Origin of the sequence: Kurthia sp. YJT4 (assembly GCF_030219945.1) — a bacterium.
Lineage (GTDB): Bacteria > Bacillota > Bacilli > Bacillales_A > Planococcaceae > Kurthia > Kurthia gibsonii.
This window is the reverse complement of sequence record NZ_CP126689.1, coordinates 35001-50401: the sequence shown is the minus strand read 5'-3', so window position 1 is coordinate 50401 and position 15401 is coordinate 35001. Positions and strand designations below refer to the sequence as shown.

At 35.7% G+C, this 15401-nt stretch carries 19 protein-coding genes and 1 rRNA gene (1 of these 20 only partly in view); 1 reads left to right on the top strand and 19 read right to left on the bottom strand.

Going from position 1 to position 15401, the window contains the following annotated elements; genetic code table 11:
- Window positions 1–77 precede the first annotated feature (77 nt).
- The 9 genes from QN089_RS00255 to metG form a co-directional block, all read right to left on the bottom strand.
- Window positions 78–449 carry a RidA family protein gene (locus QN089_RS00255; RefSeq protein WP_068456755.1) on the bottom strand — a complete coding sequence of 124 codons (372 nt, stop codon included), beginning with the start codon at window positions 447–449 and terminating at the stop codon, window positions 78–80.
- Window position 450: 1 nt separating this feature from the next.
- Window positions 451–1278, bottom strand: coding sequence for a pur operon repressor (gene purR, locus QN089_RS00250; protein WP_068456758.1), 828 nt, complete (start codon window positions 1276–1278; stop codon window positions 451–453).
- Between the two features lie 56 nt (window positions 1279–1334).
- On the bottom strand, window positions 1335–2201 hold the full coding sequence (gene ispE, locus QN089_RS00245) for a 4-(cytidine 5'-diphospho)-2-C-methyl-D-erythritol kinase (RefSeq protein WP_285215686.1): 867 nt from the start codon (window positions 2199–2201) through the stop codon (window positions 1335–1337).
- A gap of 166 nt (window positions 2202–2367) precedes the next feature.
- Complete coding sequence (gene veg, locus QN089_RS00240; protein ID WP_068456765.1) at window positions 2368–2628, bottom strand: biofilm formation stimulator Veg; 261 nt, start codon at window positions 2626–2628, stop codon at window positions 2368–2370.
- 126 nt (window positions 2629–2754) lie between these two features.
- Window positions 2755–3636, bottom strand: coding sequence for a 16S rRNA (adenine(1518)-N(6)/adenine(1519)-N(6))-dimethyltransferase RsmA (gene rsmA / locus QN089_RS00235; protein ID WP_068456768.1), 882 nt, complete (start codon window positions 3634–3636; stop codon window positions 2755–2757).
- Complete coding sequence (gene rnmV / locus QN089_RS00230) at window positions 3629–4192, bottom strand: ribonuclease M5 (protein ID WP_068456771.1); 564 nt, start codon at window positions 4190–4192, stop codon at window positions 3629–3631. Before rnmV ends, rsmA begins: the two co-directional genes overlap by 8 nt.
- 133 nt (window positions 4193–4325) lie before the next feature.
- Complete coding sequence (locus QN089_RS16050) at window positions 4326–5048, bottom strand: 3D domain-containing protein (RefSeq protein WP_087682567.1); 723 nt, start codon at window positions 5046–5048, stop codon at window positions 4326–4328.
- A 130-nt stretch (window positions 5049–5178) separates the two neighbouring features.
- Window positions 5179–5952 carry a TatD family hydrolase gene (locus QN089_RS00215; RefSeq protein ID WP_285216396.1) on the bottom strand — a complete coding sequence of 258 codons (774 nt, stop codon included), beginning with the start codon at window positions 5950–5952 and terminating at the stop codon, window positions 5179–5181.
- A 283-nt stretch (window positions 5953–6235) separates the two neighbouring features.
- Entirely contained in the window at window positions 6236–8212 is a 1977-nt protein-coding gene (metG, locus tag QN089_RS00210) for a methionine--tRNA ligase (protein ID WP_481810420.1), read from the bottom strand.
- 445 nt (window positions 8213–8657) lie between these two features.
- Here metG and QN089_RS00205 point away from each other — a divergent pair, with 445 nt between their 5' ends.
- A complete protein-coding gene (locus tag QN089_RS00205) occupies window positions 8658–8936 on the top strand; it encodes a transition state genes transcriptional regulator AbrB (RefSeq protein WP_068456783.1) in 279 nt (92 codons plus the stop codon).
- A gap of 122 nt (window positions 8937–9058) precedes the next feature.
- Here QN089_RS00205 and rsmI read toward each other — a convergent pair whose 3' ends face one another.
- From rsmI to rrf, 10 genes are all read right to left on the bottom strand, one after another.
- Complete coding sequence (rsmI, locus tag QN089_RS00200) at window positions 9059–9931, bottom strand: 16S rRNA (cytidine(1402)-2'-O)-methyltransferase (protein WP_068457602.1); 873 nt, start codon at window positions 9929–9931, stop codon at window positions 9059–9061.
- Entirely contained in the window at window positions 9912–10199 is a 288-nt protein-coding gene (locus QN089_RS00195) for a GIY-YIG nuclease family protein (RefSeq protein WP_068456787.1), read from the bottom strand. Before QN089_RS00195 ends, rsmI begins: the two co-directional genes overlap by 20 nt.
- Window positions 10183–10932: a tRNA1(Val) (adenine(37)-N6)-methyltransferase gene (locus tag QN089_RS00190; RefSeq protein WP_285215684.1), complete on the bottom strand. Its 750-nt coding sequence runs from the start codon at window positions 10930–10932 to the stop codon at window positions 10183–10185. Before QN089_RS00190 ends, QN089_RS00195 begins: the two co-directional genes overlap by 17 nt.
- 61 nt (window positions 10933–10993) lie before the next feature.
- The gene (yabA, locus tag QN089_RS00185; protein WP_068456793.1) at window positions 10994–11371 is read right to left on the bottom strand and encodes a DNA replication initiation control protein YabA; all 378 of its coding nucleotides are present in this window, start codon (window positions 11369–11371) and stop codon (window positions 10994–10996) included.
- A 21-nt stretch (window positions 11372–11392) separates the two neighbouring features.
- On the bottom strand, window positions 11393–12211 hold the full coding sequence (locus QN089_RS00180; protein ID WP_068456798.1) for a PSP1 domain-containing protein: 819 nt from the start codon (window positions 12209–12211) through the stop codon (window positions 11393–11395).
- Entirely contained in the window at window positions 12204–13208 is a 1005-nt protein-coding gene (locus QN089_RS00175; RefSeq protein WP_285216395.1) for a DNA polymerase III subunit delta' C-terminal domain-containing protein, read from the bottom strand. Before QN089_RS00175 ends, QN089_RS00180 begins: the two co-directional genes overlap by 8 nt.
- Before the next feature lie 54 nt (window positions 13209–13262).
- Window positions 13263–13700 (bottom strand): YaaR family protein, encoded by a 438-nt coding sequence (locus tag QN089_RS00170; protein ID WP_068456804.1) that lies wholly within the window; start codon window positions 13698–13700, stop codon window positions 13263–13265.
- A 17-nt stretch (window positions 13701–13717) separates the two neighbouring features.
- On the bottom strand, window positions 13718–14047 hold the full coding sequence (locus QN089_RS00165) for a cyclic-di-AMP receptor (RefSeq protein WP_068456806.1): 330 nt from the start codon (window positions 14045–14047) through the stop codon (window positions 13718–13720).
- A gap of 66 nt (window positions 14048–14113) precedes the next feature.
- On the bottom strand, window positions 14114–14746 hold the full coding sequence (tmk, locus tag QN089_RS00160; protein WP_087682564.1) for a dTMP kinase: 633 nt from the start codon (window positions 14744–14746) through the stop codon (window positions 14114–14116).
- Between the two features lie 561 nt (window positions 14747–15307).
- Window positions 15308–15401: ribosomal RNA gene (rrf, locus tag QN089_RS00155) — 5S ribosomal RNA — on the bottom strand (it continues 22 nt past the right edge of the window).

The window sequence follows — 15401 nt, the reverse complement described above, 5'->3', positions numbered from 1 at the left end:
TTCATTTATTTGTTTTTTTAAATCAAAAAACACCTCTTAGTATAAAAGAATACTAAGAAGTGCTTTATTTTATAAGATTATACTAATGCGATTACTTCAATTTCAATGCGCGCATCTTTTGGTAGGCGTGCTACTTCTACTGCGCTACGTGCTGGCTTATGCTCTCCAAAATAGTTTGCATAAATCACGTTCATTTCTGCAAAATCATTCATGTCTGCCATAAAAACAGTTGTTTTCACAACACGATCTAATGATGTACCCGCCTCTGCAAGTACAGCTTTTAAATTTTCAAAAACTTGTTGTGTTTGTGCGACAATGTCACCTTCAACCATAACACCTTCTGCAGTCAATGGAATTTGACCTGAACTGTAAAACATATTGTTTACAATCATACCTTGTACATATGGTCCAATCGCTGCTGGAGCCTTTGCTGTCGAAACTTCTTTCACCCTAATTTCCACCCTTCGTAAAGTAATTTCCCTCTGTTAAAACAATTGTACGGTCTTTTTCGTTCACTTCTTTTAGCTTCACAAGTGAATAGTAATCGTCGACTAGACGCTCATCTGGATGCTCTGCTTCAACTAACACAGCACACCCTGCTAATGTACAGTCGAATTCTTCTAAAAGATTCTTCATACCATTCATCGTACCGCCAACTTTCATGAAGTCGTCTGTAATAAGTACGCGTTGACCGCTTTGCATACTACGTTTTGATAATACCATCGTTTGAATACGACGAGAAGACCCTGACACATAGTTAATACTTACGGTAGAACCTTCTGTTACCTTATTATCGCGTCGTACGACAACAACAGGTACGTTCAAGTGTCGTGCAATTGCATGAGCAATCGAAATACCTTTTGTTGCTACTGTCATAATAACATCGATTTTTTGGTCACAAAATGCAGATGCAAATACTTTTCCTACACGATTCATCAAATCTGGATTGCCCAATAAATCTGTCATAAACAGATAGCCACCCGGTAATAAACGATCCGAATGCCCTAATTCTTGTTTTAATTCTTCAATAATCTTCTTCACTGCAGTATCCGGCACTTTTGGAATATACTTTACGCCACCAGCTGCTCCTGGAACAGTTACCAATAAACCAATTCCTCTTTCTTCAAACGTTTCTTTCACAATCGATAAGTCTTCACTAATTGAAGATTTAGCTGATTGATATGATTCCGCAAAGAAAGTAAGTGGAATTAATTGTTGTGGATGCTCCATTAAATAATGCGTCATATCTACAAGACGCTCACTACGCTTCCATTTCATGTGATTCACTCCTGAACACGAATATTCTATACAAAATTTACCATAAACATACGCCTTTAATCAAGCAACTCGCGTTCGCCTAACATTCGTATCGCATATACTTCGTCACAAAAACCTCTTAAACCATTTACAATGCGTGTTGTACGCGTTTCATTTGATACAAGTCCGAATACTGTCGGGCCACTTCCACTCATCAATACCGCATCTGCACCAAAACGCTTCATTTGTTCCTTAATGCTCGATACTTCTGGATGAAGCTTTAATGTAACGCTCTCTAAAACATTCCCCACACTCGCGCACATTTCCTCATAACTACCATTTGCAATCGCATCCCTCATTCTCTGTGTATCTGGATGCTCAATCGAATCTAATTGTAAACCACCATATACTGAACCTGTTGAAACGCCAATTGATGGCTTCGCTAATACAACCCAACAATTCGGTGGTGCCTCAATATGCTCAATCTTTTCACCACGACCTCTTGCAATAGCTGTCCCCCCATATACACAATATGGAACATCTGAGCCAATTTCTGAACCGATTTCTGCAATTTCATCTAATGTAAGCTGTAAATTCCATAAATCATTTAAACCTTTTAATGTAGCTGCTGCGTCACTACTACCACCAGCTAAACCAGCCGCAATCGGTACTTGTTTATCAATTGTAATATTTACGCCTTCTTGAATATTAAAACGCTCTTTTAAAATAGCTGCTGCTTGATAAGCTAGATTGCGATGGTCATTTGGTACAAAGTTATTTGAAGAATAAATATGAATCCCATCATCTTCACGTAATTCTAGTCCAATACGATCGGCTAAATCTACCGTTGTCATAATCATTTCTACCTCATGATAGCCATCAGGACGCTTATTTAAAACATCTAATGTTAAGTTAATCTTAGCGGGTGCTTTTACATAAAGCATATAAAGATCCTCCACTTCTTTCCTTGTTGCGAATTTCGCTCAATTGATTACTGTTTTATATTTTATCATAACTACCACATAAGTAGGAGAGTTAGAAATTTGTCATAACAAAAACACTTATCTAGTTATAAGATAAGTGTTCAAAAAATCATAAAAATTATAAATACTAATCAATTACTGCAGTTTTAGGTTCTTCATCGAATGTAATTTCTACTGCCTCTGTCAAAATATCTGTATAGCTGTATGAAACGCGTTCAAACGCATTTTCATCTTGATCTAAGTCCACTACAAATACTGCGCGATAAGTCTCACGTAATGTTCCAACGCGCTCAATGGTCTTCTTGCGTCCACCGTTTGCTCTTAATTGCAGACGTTTACCCAAATGACAATCTAACGACTTTTTAATGTCGGCTAATGTTTTTGGCATTTCGCTTACACCTCACTAGATACAAGCATAGCAAAAATACCTACGTTTGTCAATACATAAATAAATATTTTATCAAGCAGCAATTCTTATGTCAATTCTTTTTTATATGATTTTCTATATTTTTTTCTAAGAATGAAAAATTGGTAACAAATGGTCTGACAACTTCCCAAATTCTTCTATTGATAAGGTTTCACCGCGTCTTGTCGGCTCAATACCTGCTTCTTCAAGCGCAACTAAAATTTCTTCTTTGCGTGCTTTTCCATTTGGCAATTGCGATTGTAAATTATTCAATAGCGTTTTACGACGTTGTGCAAATGCAGCTTTCGTAACTGTAAAGAAGAAGTCCTCATCCTTTACTTGTACAGGTGGTGCATCATGACGAATCAGACGCAATACAGCCGAGTCAACATTCGGTTGTGGCATAAATACCGTTTTCGGTACAATCATCGCAATCTCAGCTTGCATATAATACTGTACAGCGATTGAAAGTGAACCATACGCTTTTGTACCTGGTTTTGCAGAAATACGGTCTGCTACTTCTTTTTGCATCATGACAACCATTCCGCGTAACGGTAGACCTTCCATTAATAATTTCATAAGAATTGGTGTTGTTACATAGTATGGTAAGTTCGCTACAACCATAATATCCTCATAACCTGCTAATTGTGTATCAATCACTTCTTTTACATTTGCTTTTAAAATGTCTGAATGAATGATTTCGACATTATCGTATGGAGAAAGTGTATCTTCTAATACAGGTAATAGACGCTGGTCAATCTCAAATGATACCACTTTACCTGCTTGGCGTGCTAAGTGTTCTGTTAAAGCACCGATCCCAGGACCCACCTCAATGGCTGCGCTATCCTTCGTTAAATCTGCATGTCCTACAATGTTTCTTAAAATATTTGGATCGATTAAAAAGTTCTGCCCTAAACTCTTTTTAAATGAAAAGCCATACTTTTTTAAAATCTCCTGTGTGCGAACGGGTGTCGCAATATCTTTATGCATGTTTTTCCTCCTGATTCATTTGTGCAATTGCTGCACCAAACTGTTCTTCTGTGATTTGGAACATTTCTAGTCTTTTTACTAGTTGTTTTCCATTCGTTGGACCAATATTTAAAAGTTCACCTAAACGTTCACGACGCTTTTTGGCAGCTGGATGTGATAATAATTGAGCTGCGATTAAATCCTCTAATGTAATTGTCGAAACAAACTTATCATCTGCAACTGTATAAACGTTTTGCAAAGCTGTTCTAATGTCTTCAGGACTAGCATGTTCAATCCCCAACCCTTTGCCATTCTTCGCAATCGTTTGTTTTTTAGGTAAAAAAGCGTGTTTAACATTTGGAATCTGTTGTTCGATTAAAGCGCGAATACGACGACCTGGATAGTCTGGATCCGTTAAAACAATCACGCCTCTTACTTCATGCGCATGTTGAATCCTTTCTAAACATTCTTTTGAAATAGCTGAACCATTTGTTTCAATCGTATCAGCCTCTACTGCTTTTCGAATCGCTGTTGTATCGTCTTTTCCTTCTACTACAATGACTTCTTTGATTTTCACGTACGTTCAAATCCTCTTTTCATCTCAGTTTGCAATATTCCTATTATACACGAAGTTGAACTATAGTGAAAATATGCGTTTTTCTCGAAAAAAAAGAGGGGGCATATTATATCTATGCTTCCCTCTTTATTATTTATAATACAGTAATTTTCACTGTACGGCGACCCCAGTTACGCATCGCTGTTTTTGATTTTAAGAATACATCAATACGGTTACCGCGAATTGCGCCACCTGTATCTCCTGCAATCGCTACACCATAACCTTGTACATATACTTTAGAACCTAAAGGAATGACACGAGGATCAACTGCGATTACTTTCCTATTCGGATTTTTACGTAAGTTGATACCTGTCGCTGTAATACCTGAACATCCGTAGCAATATGCTGTATAGGCTGTTGCTTCTACATACATTGTACGACCTGAACTATAATTTGAACCTGATGCTTTTTTCGTACGGCTTAAATATTTTGATGATACATAACCTTTTTTACCTTTGTACGAAACTTTATACCAGCCACCTTTTTTACTTACATATGTGACTGTAGCACCTTTTGGTAATACCGCAATGCGCTTATATTTTGTACTTGCACCTTTACGCATATTTAATGCTGCTGTTGTTCTGTATTTCTTAGATGCGACTGTTGCAATTTTTTCACCTGCAAAACGATTTGCATCTACTGATGTATTTGAAGTCGTTGATTTCGCTTCTGTGTTACTTGCCTGTTCGTTAGTTGTAGAGCCAAATACTGCAGCTACTACAAACGCAATCATCAGTGAAAGAGTTGTAAAAACAATTTTCACTTTCGAATTTTTTAATGATTCCGGGAACAGTTTTTTCATGGAATGATTTGACATGAAAATACCTCCTTATTCACTCGTTGGATTATAAAGACTCTTTTTTGGACTGTCAATAGTAGAAAAAATACCTATTTTTAACAAATCCTGTAGAATCAATCATTTGAGTTCATAAGGAAATTAGGGCTTTCTACTTAATTTTATAAAAAAGACGATGTGCATTCTCTGTTGTAATTTTCGCTACTTCTTCCACTGTAATGCCTTTCAATGCTGCGATTTGCTCTGCAATGAGAGGGATGTAAGAAGGCTCATTTCTCTTACCACGATATGGATGTGGTGTAAGATATGGTGCATCTGTTTCTAACATGATGTATTTCAGCGGAATTTCTTCAGCAACTTTTTTCGGTGTTTTCGCATTTTTAAATGTAACAGGACCGCCTAAACTGATAATAAAATTAAGTTTATTAATACAAAATTCGGCTGTTTCCACGCTTCCACTAAAACTATGCATAACACCACCGACTTCTTTCGCATTTTCTTCATCCAAGATTGAAATACAATCTTCTGTTGCATCACGGTTATGGATGACAATCGGTAGTTTTACTCTTTTTGCTAGAGCAATTTGTTTTCGGAAGATCTCTTTTTGAACATCCTTCGGTGATTTATCCCAATGATAATCCAGTCCAGTTTCACCAATGGCAACCACTTTTGGATGCGTGGCAAGTGTTTCAATCCACTGCAAATCTTCGTCTGTGCAATCAATTGCATCGACTGGATGCCAACCAATTGCTGCGTATAAAAATTTGTATTCTTCAACTAACTCCATGGCGCGCGTAATAGTCGGACGATCAAATCCGACTACAATCATTTTTTGAACATTCGCATCCAAAGCTCGTTGAATTACTTCTGTTATGTCTTCGTCATATTGTTCTGCGTTTAGGTGCACATGTGTATCCATTAACATCATGGCTTCCTCCTTCACTGTACTTATTTTATCCGTTTTAATATTTCATATATAACCTGTATATTACAAATTTATTACATAAATTAATTTTTCCAATTTAAAATTTATTAATATAATACTAATTGCATATTAAATTGGAATTAGTCCTCTTTAAATAGTGTTTAAGTAGTAAATTTAACTATCATGAAATTCTAACTTTTTCTATAATTACCAAATAAAAAAGAATGTTTTTTCATAAAAAAACTGGAAATGTTATAAAATCATCTCCAGTTTTTGTATTTTCTTATTTTACTTTTGCACCATTTGCTAATTTTTCATCTACACTAGCTAAAACAAGTACGTCATCTTTACTTCCTGCTAAAATCATTCCTTGTGATAATTCACCACGAAGTTTCACAGGTTTTAAGTTTGCAACAACAATCACTTTTCGTCCAACTAATTCTTCAGCTGTATAGAATTTTGCAATCCCCGATACAACTTGACGTTGTTCATAACCTAAATCTACTTGTAACTTCATTAACTTGTCTGCTTTTGGCATTTTTTCTGCTGCAGTTACTGTTGCTACACGTAAATCTACTTTCATAAAATCATCAATTGAGATTTCAGGTGCTTCTTCATCATAGACATCTGCTTCTTCTGTTACTTCTAATGTTTTAACAGAACCTCTCATTTGTTCACGAATATATTCTACTTCTACCTCTTGTTCAAGACGAGGGAAGATTGGTTCACCTTTTTCAATCACTTTTGTACCTGCTGGAATAACATGCGTTTGTGTTAATGTCTCCCAAGCCAGTACATCTGTTGATAAGCCTAATTGACGAATAATTTCCACAGGTGATTTTGTCATGAATGGTTGTAATAATACTGCCACACGACGTAAATTCTCTGCTAAATTATACATAACCATTGCAAGCTGTGGTTTTAAAGCTTCATCTTTTGCAAGAACCCAAGGTGATGTTTCATCAATATATTTATTTGTACGTGATACAAGTGCCCAAACATCCGATAACACGACGCTAAATTGCATTTGATCCATATTTTTTTCGTACTTCGCAATCGTTTCATCTGCTTGTGCTTGTAATGCAGCATCAAATTCAGTGGCTTGTAAATTTTCTGTTGGAATCACACCATCGAAGTATTTATTCATCATCGAAATTGTACGGTTTAATAAGTTTCCTAAGTCATTGGCTAAATCAAAGTTTGTACGCTCTACGAATGATTCTGGAGAGAATACGCCATCTGAACCGAATGGTAACTCACGCAATAAGAAATAACGTGTTGCATCAAGTCCATAACGTTCAATTAACATTTCAGGATACACAACATTTCCTTTTGATTTAGACATTTTGCCGTCTTTCATCATAATGAAACCATGCGCAAATACTTTTCTCGGTAATGGTAAATCTAGTGCCATTAAGAAGATTGGCCAGTAAATTGTGTGGAATCGCACGATATCCTTACCTACTACATGTACGTCTGCTGGCCAGTATTTACTGAAGTCACCATTCTCATCTGTTGGATATCCTAAAGTTGTAATATAGTTTGTTAGTGCATCTACCCATACGTAAATAACGTGACGTGGGTCTCCAGGAACACGAATACCCCAGTCGAATGAAGCACGTGATACAGATAAATCTTCTAGTCCTGGTTTGATGAAGTTATTTACCATTTCATTTTTGCGTGATTCTGGCTCAATGAATTCTGGATTTGCTTCATAGTATTGTAATAATCGATCCGCATACTTCTTCATATTAAAGAAGTATGATTCTTCTTTTACTTTATTTACTGGGCGACCACAATCTGGACAGTTGCCATCTACTAATTGCATTTCTGTAAAGAATGATTCACAAGGCGTACAGTACCATCCTTCATATTCACCTTTATAAATATCGCCATTATCTAAAAACTTTTGGAAAATTTTCTCAACCGCTTCAGTATGACGTTTTTCTGTTGTTTGAATGAAGTCATCATACGAGATGTCCATCATCTTCCAAAGTTCTTTTGCAGACGCCGCAATCTCGTCTACATAATCTTTAGGTGATTTATTTGCTTCTTGTGCTTTTTCTTGAATCTTTTGACCATGCTCATCCATTCCTGTTTGGAAACGAACATCGAAGCCTCTTAATCTTTTATAGCGAGCCATTGTATCTGCTGCTACTGTTGTATAAGCTGTACCGATATGGAAACGACCACTCGGGTAATAAATAGGTGTAGTTATATAGAACGTTTTCTTTTCATTATTCACGAAAACTTCCTCCATTGTCTAATTTGTTTAAACCTTATTTTATAGGAGTACCCTACTCCTTTCAAGTGAACTCTACAAGACTTATTTTCTAACAGAAAAAGAATCCAGCTTAATTCCCTTGAATTCAGGGTATTTATCTGTAGTTCAACATTTTTGTAAATCTTAGTAAAAGCGAAATTTGTCTTTTTGTCTTATTTTGTCGAAAAAAATACTTTAACTTTAAAACACTATTTCAGACGTGAAAACTGTATTTTTCAACACGTTTTGGCTATTTAAATCAAAAACATATGCTTATTTCACTTGTAAAATGGATTTTTTTTCAAAAAAATATTAAAATAATCAGGTAAAATAATTGACGTATATGTAATTAGTTGGTATGATAAGTCACAGATGAAGAATTAATGTCGAATTTTGACGAAATATATAATATATAAAATTTAAATTAGGAGGTAGATTATTAATGAAATCTACAGGTATTGTACGTAAAGTTGATGAACTAGGCCGCGTGGTTATTCCGATCGAACTTCGCCGCACATTAGGTATTGCAGAGAAGGACGCTTTAGAAATTTATGTTGATGATGATAAAATCATCTTAAAAAAATATATGCCTAACATGACTTGCATGGTAACAGGTGAAGTATCAGATGATAACTTCCGTCTTGCTGGCGGTAACTTAATTCTTAGCCCAGAAGGCGCACAAATTTTAGTAAAAGAAATTCAATCTAAAATTTCAAAATAATCATTTCAGTAGTGTAGAGTAACGATTTATTAAACCATAAACCTAACCTTGTTTTAATATGTGATCTATAATATATAGAAAAGCCCTTATGAAATTTCGCCGTTTCATAGGGCTTTTCTTCTTTATGCTTCTATATGATACTCTTGGTACACTTCACGCTTTGATAACTTGCGTAATTTTGATACTTCTTTAATCGCCTCTTTTGAGCTCATTGCTTGTTCATCTATTAATTGTTGTACATGCTCTTTAATCGATAAAGCTTCCCAAGTTGCAGCTTCTTCTACAATTTCTTCTTGAGTTCCTTCTATTATAACTACAAACTCGCCGCGTACTTCATTCGTATTTGCCCATTCAAGTGCTTCTTCTACTGTTCCACGAATAAATTCTTCAAATTTCTTTGTCAGTTCACGAGCTAATACAATTTGACGATTCCCTAAAACAAGTTGAACATCTTTTAACATCTCTTTTAAACGATGTGGTGCTTCATAAAACAAAATAGTCTCTTGCTTATTACGTAAAGTCTCTAGCCCCTCACGACGTTCTTTTTTATAACGACTTAAAAATCCATGAAAATAAAAAGGTTGTGTTGGTAATCCCGAAGCAATAAGCGCTGTAATTGCTGCATTTGCACCTGGAAGTGGCACAACTGCAAAATCTTCTTGAATTGCTTTCATTGCAATATCTGCTCCTGGATCTGAAATTGCAGGTAAACCAGCATCACTTACAAGTGCAATCGTCTTTCCATCACGTAGTAATTGTAATAACTTTTCACCACCAACTTCTTGATTATGGTCGTGATAACTAATAAGTGGTGTGTCGATTTCAAAGTAATTACATAACTTTTTCGTATTACGTGTATCTTCTGCTGCAATGTAATCTGCTTCTTTTAAAATACGAATTGCGCGCATTGTGATATCTTCTAAATTTCCAATCGGTGTAGCTACTAAATAAAGACATGGACCTTTTTCGTATTGGCTACTCATCTGTGTCTGAATCAAATTCGACACCTCTTTCTCGCATATATTTTATTTTTTCTAATCTACTTTTCTTTTTAAAATAATACTCAGCAGACATCGCTTCTGACTTTGTTTCAAAAACTTCATAATACATACATTCCACAGGCAAGCGACATCGCGTATACTTCGCCCCTTTTCCTGCATTGTGTGTTTTAATTCTCTGCTCTAAACGATTGGTATAACCTGTATAATACGTACCATCTGCACAACGAAGTACATACATACAATGGTTAAGACTCTTTTCCATATAGCATCTCATGTACTTCTTTTGTATATTCCCCATTCTCATCATATACATAAAGAGGAGGTAGAATTTTTAAATCTGGTTTTCCATCTTTGATTCCTTCTATTAAAAGTGTATTGGCTTCTTTCCCTTGTTTTGGATAGACGAACTGAATGCGTTTTGGCTCAATTCGATTTGCACGCATAGCTGTCACAATATCTAATAAACGTCCTGGCCGATGTACAAATGCTGCCTTACCACCTTGCTTTAATAACTTTCCTGTTGTATAAATCATCTCATCTAATTTCAAATGAATTTCATGACGTGCGATTGCGACATGCTCTTTTAAATTTTTATCACTTGCTTCATGCGCTAAAAAATAAGGTGGATTACATGTCACAATATCATGTTTTTCGACTCCTAATACACCACTGATTGTTTTAACATCACCTTGCATGATTTTAATTTGATTTTCTAGTTTGTTATATTGAACACTACGCGTCGCCATATCTACTAGTTTTTCTTGTAATTCTACTGCTGTGATATGCGCTTTTGTTCGTTTACTTAAAAATAAAGGAATCGCTCCATTTCCAGCACATAAATCAATTATACTTCCTTTATGATGTGGAACATTCACAAATTGTGATAGTAAAACTGCATCTAAAGAGAATGAAAAAACAGACGGACTCTGAATAATACGCAATTCCTCTGCTAATAAATAATCTAACCTCTCATCATCTTTTAACCATTCTTCCATACTTTAATATCCCTCCAACATAGCAAAAGACTGAGCCACACATACATGTGGAATCAGTCTTTTAGCCGTTTTGCTTCTCACCTTTTTTATCAAAAAACGTAAGACAGAATAAACATTCTTCGCCTTTTCTTGAGCTTCCAAAATTTAACGAACAAACATGATAACCCTCTTGATACAGACGAGCTAAGTTATCATAACCCTCTCCAATATCAAAAAGTTCTTTCTTTGTACGATCTGGCTTCTCTTGAATCTCAATGGATTCGTTACTCGCTAGAACCTTTTCTAATCTTGTACGTAGGTGATGATTATCCATTTGGAGCGCTTGATGCTCCTCCATCATCGATGCTACTGAATTTTTCAAGACCTCAAATTGCTTTTGCATCAACTCAAGCTGCTGTTCGAACTCCATAACAGTATCTAAAAAATTACGGTCCTTCACTCAAGCCACCTCATTATTGATCTATTGAACGCTCTTACCCATACTTTGTAAAATTTCGTCCAATGTGTAATCTAAAACACGTTTATGCTCAAATAATTCAATTTGTAACATTCTCTCAAGAATATTTAAGCCAACTACTTTCCCTTTTCCATCGGGTGTATTTACTGTATAACCGATATCAGGCATTTTTTCACGAACTTCTTCGTATTCATCGTTTTCATATTTTAAACAACACATCAAACGACCACATAAGCCTGAAATTTTTGTTGGATTTAATGATAAATTTTGATCTTTTGCCATCTTAATTGAAACAGGCTCAAAATCGCCTAAGAATGTTGAACAACATAACATACGACCACAGGGACCGATACCACCCAACATTTTTGCTTCATCACGCACACCAATTTGTCTTAATTCAATTCGTGTACGGAAAACAGCTGCTAAATCTTTTACAAGTTCACGGAAATCAACACGACCTTCCGCTGTAAAATAAAAGATAATTTTATTGCGGTCAAACGTATATTCAACGTCAACAAGCTTCATATCTAATTGATGCTCCACAATTTTTTCAGTGGCTAAATCAAATGCTTTTCTTGAATCCCTTGTGTTCTCCTCTACTTGAAAACGATCTTGTTCATCAGCTGGTCGAACCACTTGTTTTAAAGGAAGTACGACATCATCTTCCCCTACCTCGCGAATTGGCACAACAATCTTACCATACTCAACGCCTCTTGCTGTTTCTACAATTACATAATCATTTTTTTCGATTTGATAAGCACCAGGGTCAAAATAATATATTTTACCCGCTTTCTTAAAGCGGACACCGACAACTTTATACAAAGGATTTCCCCTCCTGAAGGTTCAGCATTAACTGCTCCATCAGCAACGTTCGATTCATATTACTCTGTAGCTGTTGACGTGCACGTAGGACGGCTTCCAACTGTACAGATAAATGCTGATACGATGAACGTAAAGCTAGCGTACTCCACAACTGTTTTTGATCTGGGTAAGTTAGCTCTGCCTCTGGGTTTGCCTTTATTGCTACTATATCACGAATTGCAAATAATAGTAGGTCTAATGCCAATTCCATCTGCTCTTTTTCTTTAAAGGCAGGCAACCATTCTTCATGTACAACTAACAATGACTCATGTACATTTTTTGAAACTGCCTCTACCAATTTTAACACTGTTTTTCTTGCATGTGCAAACGCATCATCATTTGATAAACGAAGTGCCTCATCTAAATTAGCTGTAATCATACTTAACGTCGATGCACTTGAATATGTAACTTGGTGTTCTTGTAGTTGTTTTACTAGAAGTTTTTTAGAGGCTGGCTGGAATTTAATCTGCTGACAGCGCGAACGAATTGTAGGAATAATCGCATTTATATTATTCGTTAAAAAAATTGCTGTGACTGTACCATCCGGCTCTTCTAAATATTTTAAAAGTTTATTAGCTGATTTTACGTTCAAACGTTCTGCATCATGAATTACATAAATTTTTCTGCCTTCTTCGACACCTTTTTTACTTAATTCATCTAGTAAACGTTCAATTGCATCTACCTTAATAAACTGCCCTTCTGGAAAAACTTCATGAAAATTCAGATGGTTTCCTGATTGCAGTCGCACACAACTTCTGCATGTTTCACATGGAACATGACCATTTGGATGTTCACAAAGTAACAATTCCGTAAAATAGAACATCATTTCCTCTACTAAAGAACCTCTAGTTCCTTCAAAAATATAGGCATGCCCTACTTTTTGATGGTCAAAAATTGTTTGAAGTTGTTTTAAAACATATGGTTGAGTCTGTTCCAACATTGTTAAATCGACTTGCATCATTTCACCTCTTTTAAAAAACCCGTGTTCCGGTCCTACCGAAAAACACGGGAGCTACGTGTATAAGTTAATTAATAAACCTTTAATTTCACCAATCTTAGCTAATAAATCAACTGAACTTTTTTCTTCATCTAACATATCTTCTGTTAACTCAACTAATTTTTCATCAATTGTATCAACAATTTTCAAACGTCTTCCTTCTCCGAAGCGATTCCATGTATGAGATTGTTTTAATTCCATACCATAGGATACAGCTTCTTTCAAAAAACGTTTTACAAGCATTTTAAATTTTGCTAAATCTCTTAAATTACGCGACTTTGCTATACGATCTCCTGCTGTTGAAATATCGCCTAATAACCTTGTAATTTGCTCAGTTTGCATTTTTTGACCTTGTGAAACAACCATATCACCAAAACGGGTATTAGGTTGCTGCATAGGCAAAGGTTTTCTTGCTTGGTTATTACCGATTCGAAGATCTTGATTAATCTTCAAAGACGAACGCCTCCACTCTAGAAATGATGGAACTGTTCAATTGGTAGAACGAATACTGTTGCTCCACCAACTTCTACTTCTACTGGGTAAGGAATGTATGAATCTGCATTACCACCCATTGGAGAAATTGGTGCAACCATTTGATCTCTTGCACGACAATTTTCTCGAATGACATCTAAAACTTTTGGAACTAATGAATCTTCTGTACCTATTAAAAATGTTGTATTTCCAGAACGAAGAAATCCACCTGTACTGGCTAACTTCGTTGCACGAAAATCATATTTCGTTAAAGCATTGGAAAGTCGATTGCTATCTTGGTCTTGCACTACTGCTACCACTAATTTCATTCGTATCCACCTCACTAGGTATTGATTCTTTCTTTAAATTATAACATAAGAATTATTTTACGACCTTTACTTTGCTATAGATGTTTGTAAAATACGCCATACATCTTCAACGACCACTTCAATTGGACGATTTGCATCAACAATTTGAATGCGTTCTGAATACTTATTAGCTAGTTGTAAATACGCTTCACGCACACTATGATGGAAGGCTAAACTTTCAACATCTAAACGATTAATTTCACGTTCTGAATGCGCATGAATACGTGCTAAACCAACTTCAGGTTCTAAATCAAATAAAATTGTACAATCTGGCATCTTATTACCAATTGCGAATACGTTAATATCATATACTTCATTAATACCTAAAGAACGACCTACACCTTGATAAGCTAAGGAAGAGTCAATAAAACGATCACATAAAACAATTTTGCCCTCTGCTAAAGCTGGTTCTATCTTTTCAGCAAAATGCTGACTTCGAGCTGCTGCATACAATAAAGCTTCTGTTCTTGCATCCATTTCCGTATGCGCTGGATTTAGAATAACTTGACGAATTTGCTCTGCAATATGACTACCACCTGGTTCACGAGTAGCTAGTATATCTATTCCCTGTTCTTGGAATCTTTCAACAATTTTTTTTAAAATTGTTGTTTTACCAGCACCTTCTGGACCTTCAAATGTAATAAATAATGATTTACTCATATTATGTAAACTCCTCTGTAGCGAATAATATCTATTATACCAAAAAAGAAAAGCTAAATGAGATCATTTAGCTTTTCTAGCACGTTTTAATAAAGTAAAGATGACTGTTACAGCGATTGCAATCCAACGATAATTTTTTCTCATGTACATTCAACTCCTTACTTGGTTCTTTATATAATACCATACTAAACACGAAATAAAACCTTTGTAATGTTTCTGTTAATAAAATGTCATTATAAGGATTTTTAAAATACTATCTATCAACTTGGATAAGCAATTGTTCATTACACTACTATTTCAAAACACAAAAAAACAAACACTCAAATGATTGATTATCTTAGCTTGCATAGCAACGTCCTACTCTCACAGGCGCGTCGCTGGATGCGATGCGGATTGACTTTGCCTTGTACATGGATGTAGATGGATCGCCTTTGCGACAGGACGTCGCGTTTTTGGCGATCTGGATGTCGTGTACTTTGGCAATCCTCCTTAAATCTTTTCAGGGTTTCCCCTTTTTGAAAATAAAAAAATAACCACTCAGACGAGTGATTACTTTAGTTTGCATAGCAACGTCCTACTCTCACAGGGGGAAACCCCCAACTACCATCGGCGCTAAAGAGCTTAACTTCCGTGTTCGGCATGGGAACGGGTGTGA

What these genes read in the sequence shown, in the direction of transcription:
- QN089_RS00190 (WP_285215684.1), bottom strand. Translation starts at nt 10,932, where the DNA reads ATGGAAGAATGGTTAAAAGATGATGAGAGGTTAGATTATTTATTAGCA.
- QN089_RS00205 (WP_068456783.1), top strand. Translation starts at nt 8,658, where the DNA reads ATGAAATCTACAGGTATTGTACGTAAAGTTGATGAACTAGGCCGCGTG.
- QN089_RS00195 (WP_068456787.1), bottom strand. Translation starts at nt 10,199, where the DNA reads ATGGAAAAGAGTCTTAACCATTGTATGTATGTACTTCGTTGTGCAGAT.
- QN089_RS00175 (WP_285216395.1), bottom strand. Translation starts at nt 13,208, where the DNA reads ATGCAAGTCGATTTAACAATGTTGGAACAGACTCAACCATATGTTTTA.
- rsmA (WP_068456768.1), bottom strand. Translation starts at nt 3,636, where the DNA reads ATGCATAAAGATATTGCGACACCCGTTCGCACACAGGAGATTTTAAAA.
- tmk (WP_087682564.1), bottom strand. Translation starts at nt 14,746, where the DNA reads ATGAGTAAATCATTATTTATTACATTTGAAGGTCCAGAAGGTGCTGGT.
- QN089_RS00165 (WP_068456806.1), bottom strand. Translation starts at nt 14,047, where the DNA reads ATGAAATTAGTGGTAGCAGTAGTGCAAGACCAAGATAGCAATCGACTT.
- purR (WP_068456758.1), bottom strand. Translation starts at nt 1,278, where the DNA reads ATGAAATGGAAGCGTAGTGAGCGTCTTGTAGATATGACGCATTATTTA.
- metG (WP_481810420.1), bottom strand. Translation starts at nt 8,212, where the DNA reads ATGGAGGAAGTTTTCGTGAATAATGAAAAGAAAACGTTCTATATAACT.
- veg (WP_068456765.1), bottom strand. Translation starts at nt 2,628, where the DNA reads ATGCCAAAAACATTAGCCGACATTAAAAAGTCGTTAGATTGTCATTTG.
- QN089_RS00215 (WP_285216396.1), bottom strand. Translation starts at nt 5,952, where the DNA reads ATGTTAATGGATACACATGTGCACCTAAACGCAGAACAATATGACGAA.
- ispE (WP_285215686.1), bottom strand. Translation starts at nt 2,201, where the DNA reads ATGCTTTATGTAAAAGCACCCGCTAAGATTAACTTAACATTAGATGTT.
- QN089_RS16050 (WP_087682567.1), bottom strand. Translation starts at nt 5,048, where the DNA reads ATGTCAAATCATTCCATGAAAAAACTGTTCCCGGAATCATTAAAAAAT.